Raw genomic sequence first — 4,602 nt, 5'->3', positions numbered from 1 at the left:
TATCTCGGGTCTTATTTTAAAGGTTATAGCAAAAATGGACTTATGATACAGCCCCATTGTTAAATTAAGTGTAGACGATTTTATTATGGCAAGAACAAGAAAAACATTTATCCCTGAATTTAAACTTCAAATAGTGTGATTATTTGAAATGGAAAATCTAAATCCGATAATGTTAGAGAGTATGATTTAACATCTCTGGTATTAGATAAATAGATGAAGAATCATCAAAATAGTGGTTCATTCAATACAGTTGATCATCTAACAGATGATAAAAAAAAGCTATGAAAATTACGCAAAGAAAATCCACCATTGAAAGTGGAAAATGATAGTTTAAAGCAAGCCGCGCTGATCATGTAACGAAAAGAGAAGTCATTCAGAAGAATGCTCCTCACTATTGCGTATCAGTAATGTGCTAAGTCCTAAAAATACCAAGAAGCACTTATTATGATTCAATAAAAAGAAAGAATACCAATCTTAAAAAGATGATTCGGAATTAGAAACTATCATTATACATACGTTTAATACGAGTAGAAAAAGCTTTGGTACAAGACGAATAAGAAATGAACTGAATAAGATGGGTATAACTTTATCAAGACGAAAAATTGGTCGCATGATAAAAAAACATAATCTAGTATCAGTTTATACAAAAATCTGCTTAACAAAAAAGACGACCAACAGAAGTTAGTCGTCTGAAGCCCTACCAACATTATTTGACATAGAGCCATTTAAATTGAAATTTGGCAGGATATTATTATAAAGAGTTAGGTTCTTTTGTATAAGTACTAAATAAAGATTATTGAACTATTTGATACATCTGATCATTAAGGTCTTTAAAGGTCTCCCAATTTGATTGAGATTGCAGAGTCAACAGGACTTCCTCATCTTCATTGATGACTTCAATTTGTTCCTCTTCAGTTACACGGTAGTTGATATTTTCTAATTTGATAACATTAGTTTGGCTTTCAGTGATTTTTGCCATTTGGAGTTTAGCTTCTTCGGACAATTCAAAATCAGAAAGATTTTGAATTTCAAACTCTAATTGATCCGCTAAGTTTTGGCTTGGATTTAATAAATAAATAGTATCAAAGTCAAAAAGATAGCCTTGGTTACTATCATTTAAATAAAGGGAGCTTTGGTTTGGCAGATTCAGTAAATCTTCGATGTTGAGATCGAAATCAGCAATCGTTTCATTTTCTAAAATTGAAATGTTTAAAGGCGATTCACTGTCCATTAGTTGATAGTAAGCAGTTACTCTTGTTTTTTCGCCAGAATCTACTTCTTCATACTTAGGAAAAACTTCTTGATTAGGATCTAATTGATACTTCCCTGGTTCTAATTTAATCGTTGAATCTTGTTGAGATTGAGAGAAGAAAACCTGTTGGTCCCAAGTGTGGGCATAATCCATCACTTTATGATCAGAAGTATTTTCAAATTCATATTTTACAACGAGCATTGGTAATTCTTGGTCTTGATTGCCAGCAGAAGCAGGTGCTAATAATGAAACATATTTAATGGTATATTCGCCAGTTTCACTTACAAAAGTGTAATTAAGAGGTAAAGCTTCTTTCTCAGCTTCAGAATCTACTCTTTGCTCATTCAAATGCTGAGTAAGTTTTTCATGTTTAATTGAGTCCTCTTTTTTATTATCGCTTTCTGTTTGGCTCTGATTGTTTGGCTTAGAATCTGATTGGCTGAAGATTTCAGGATATAACTTTTTGAAATTGTTGTAAGGCATGGTAATATCTCCACCGGTCGGTAGTTTTATTAAGTATTGAATAGCTGCTTCACGCACAGCGCCTTTTGGAAGTTTTGCCAGCATTTCATCTGTTACACCATAATAATGGAGAGAATATAGATATTCATCGTAGAATCCTTGATCTACTTTTTGAGCTGCTTCTTCATAAGTATAGGATAGTCCTTTATCTGTTGAATTTGGTTCTTTCTGCTCTGAAGATGTTTGTGTAATGGAAACAAAAGTCGGATATAACTTTTTGAAATGTGCGTAAGGCATGGAGATATCTCCACCAGTCGGTAATTCCATTAAATATTGAATGGCTGCTTCACGAACTGTTCCTTCAGGAAGTGTTGCTAGCATTTCATCTGTTATTCCATAGTAATGTAATGAAGAGAGGTATTGATCATAAAAATCCTCATCCACTCTTTTAGCGGCTTCTTCATAAGTAAAGCTTAGACCTTTGTCTGGTGTTTCAACCTCAGTTTGGTTTGCTTCACTCGTTTCCTGCGCATAGGTATATATAGGTAAGCTAGCTGCCACAAGAGACATGATAGAAAGGGTAGATAATAATCTTCTTTTTATTGACATAATATAGCTCCTTTTATTTTTAATTTTATTATTTATATTTTAACATAAACTTCTTTTTTTATCACTAATAATTATTGAAGTATTACGTATGAAGAGACTATTAACTTTTTACTGTTTGATAAAATAAAGTTTAGATTGAATATCAAAAAATTAAGCATGAATAATAATAGTCTAGCTTAAGAGTTGAAAAATTAAATTTTAATCAAGATAGTATTTCCATTAATTTTTTTTAATTTCCTCCGTGTTATTGTTAGTCGAATTAATAGCTATTAAAAGACTGAAATTAAATGTAAGGATGTGGGATATGGAAAACAATGCAAGAATTATTTGCAATTATCTGATTAAATATGGATGGTCTTGAGAAGATGTTGCTAGAATTCTAGTAATCCAGAAATTAATGGAAATCGTTGTGGATATGAAATTGGTCAGTGTATATCAGTAACTAATTTAACTAATTGGCCATATACAAATGGTTTAGATCTAGTAAATTTCTATACACAATTAAAGTGAATATAATATGAAGTCGTAAATTGCTATGATTAGAATATTAATTCGTTGTACGATTTTGCATATAAGGTGACTTTTAAGGATTTTTTATTAGTCATCAAGAACCTGAAGAAACAACAAAAATTTTTGTCGAAGCTTATGAATGTCCGACGGTTTGCGGGAAAAATTGACAGCTAGTCAAACATCCGCTCGTCGTTAGTATATTAATTTTAAAGGAGAATCAACAAATATGAATCAAGATACAAATTCTTATTATATCGTACAATCTGGAGATTCCTATTGGGGGATTTCACAAAAATTTGGAATTAGTATTGATGAATTGTTAAAACTTATTAATCTTTCAGCGGATCACATGCTTCATCCTGGTGATCGACTAATAGTTAAGAAAGGCAGCACGACAATAAATCCTGGAGGAAATGGAAACAATTCAGGATCTGTTAAAACATATACTGTGGTAAGTGGTGATAGCTTATGGGGAATTGCTAATAAATTCGGTCTAACATTAGACGAATTATGTTCTTTGAATGGTTTGACAATTAGTTCTATAATCCATCCTGGAGATGTTCTAATTGTCAGCAAGAATGATGGAACTCAACCTACTCCAACCCCTTCGCCTAAGCAAAACAACTTGGATGCTGTAGTGCAGTGGTTCATGGATCGAATTGGGAAAGTAACATATAGCATGAATCATAGAACAGGACCAACTTCGTACGATTGTTCATCAGCAGTATACTCAGCACTAATTGCAGGTGGATTTCTACCTCAAGGAAGTTGGTTAGGAAATACTGAGACTCTTTATCAGCAAGAAGGATCACTATTGATTCCAATTAGTCGTTCACAAGCACGTTATGGAGATATCTTTGTTGCTGGAGTTAAAGGAGGATCATTAAATGAATACGGACATACTGGGGTATTTATTTCAAATGATAGAATCATTCATTGTAATTACGGATCAAATGGTATAGCTATTACTCCTTTAGAAGGTTATTATGGAAATGGTCCATTACATTGTTATCGATTAAGAGGTGCTGAAAATAACACTCCAACCCCTCAGCCGATCCCTCCAACAGGTAATGAAACTCTAGTAAAATCATATTCTGAGAGCGCTCGATTTACTGCGAATCAAGAGGTTAATATTTATAATAATTATCAAAAAAATTCACCTGTAGCTGCAAGCTTATCTGCAGGAGAATCTGTTTATTATGATTCGGTTTATATTACTAACAAGCATGTTTGGATTAGCTATATTTCTTATTCAGGCACTCGCAGATATGTACCTATTCGAGCATATAATAATGGAGTTGTAGGGCCTATGGTGGGAAGTATATCTTAAAAAATAATAACTTTGAAACATACTATCTTATAACAAAGACGCTTATTAGTGTTCGAGTGAACATTAACTAATAAGCGTCTTTCATTTTAAAGTAATCTGTATAGGGTAATTCATAAAAAAATATAAATAAAAATATTAGTTTTATAGAGAGGATATTTTAAATGGATAATTAATTTGAGTTAGAAAAATTAATCATTATTTATAAGTCAATAAATAACAATCCTTACATAGTTATTTTTGTCTGGTTAGTAGTCTTTGATTTTGTTACTGGCTATGCAACAAGTTTTTTAAGTGGTATCGCAAATTCTACAAAAGGATTACAGGGGTTGGTAAAGCATCTACTAGTTGTTATGTTAGTGATTTCCGTTTGCCCGTTACTTGAGGTGTTAGGATTTGAGTCAATATCTACAAGTTTTATAGTATTCTATATAGTAACATA

Annotated in this window: 3 protein-coding genes and 1 pseudogene; 3 read left to right on the top strand and 1 reads right to left on the bottom strand. The window is 32.1% G+C overall.

Going from position 1 to position 4,602, the window contains the following annotated elements; all coding sequences use genetic code 11:
- Positions 1-496: 496 nt before the first annotated feature.
- A pseudogene (locus ACQV2O_RS08435) lies at positions 497-685 on the top strand (IS3 family transposase); the annotation flags it as partial.
- 108 nt (positions 686-793) lie between these two features.
- Here the strand turns inward: ACQV2O_RS08435 and ACQV2O_RS08430 are convergent.
- Positions 794-2,323: a DUF5067 domain-containing protein gene (locus ACQV2O_RS08430; RefSeq protein WP_428875550.1), complete on the bottom strand. Its 1,530-nt coding sequence runs from the start codon at positions 2,321-2,323 to the stop codon at positions 794-796.
- Between the two features lie 736 nt (positions 2,324-3,059).
- Here ACQV2O_RS08430 and ACQV2O_RS08425 point away from each other — a divergent pair.
- Together ACQV2O_RS08425 and ACQV2O_RS08420 are read left to right on the top strand one after the other, a co-directional pair.
- The gene (locus tag ACQV2O_RS08425) at positions 3,060-4,163 is read left to right on the top strand and encodes a peptidoglycan amidohydrolase family protein (RefSeq protein WP_428874581.1); all 1,104 of its coding nucleotides are present in this window, start codon (positions 3,060-3,062) and stop codon (positions 4,161-4,163) included.
- A 191-nt stretch (positions 4,164-4,354) separates the two neighbouring features.
- Positions 4,355-4,602: phage holin family protein (locus ACQV2O_RS08420; RefSeq protein WP_428875551.1), on the top strand; the 248-nt coding region annotated here is incomplete at its 3' end.

The sequence above is a fragment of the Facklamia sp. P13055 genome, assembly GCF_050409445.1.
Taxonomy (GTDB): Bacteria; Bacillota; Bacilli; order Lactobacillales; family Aerococcaceae; genus Facklamia.
This window is presented reverse-complemented; position numbering and strand designations above follow the sequence as displayed.

Bases quoted from the DNA above. Each gene is read 5' to 3' on its own strand.
- ACQV2O_RS08430 (WP_428875550.1), bottom strand. From the start codon at position 2,323: ATGTCAATAAAAAGAAGATTATTATCTACCCTTTCTATCATGTCTCTT.
- ACQV2O_RS08425 (WP_428874581.1), top strand. From the start codon at position 3,060: ATGAATCAAGATACAAATTCTTATTATATCGTACAATCTGGAGATTCC.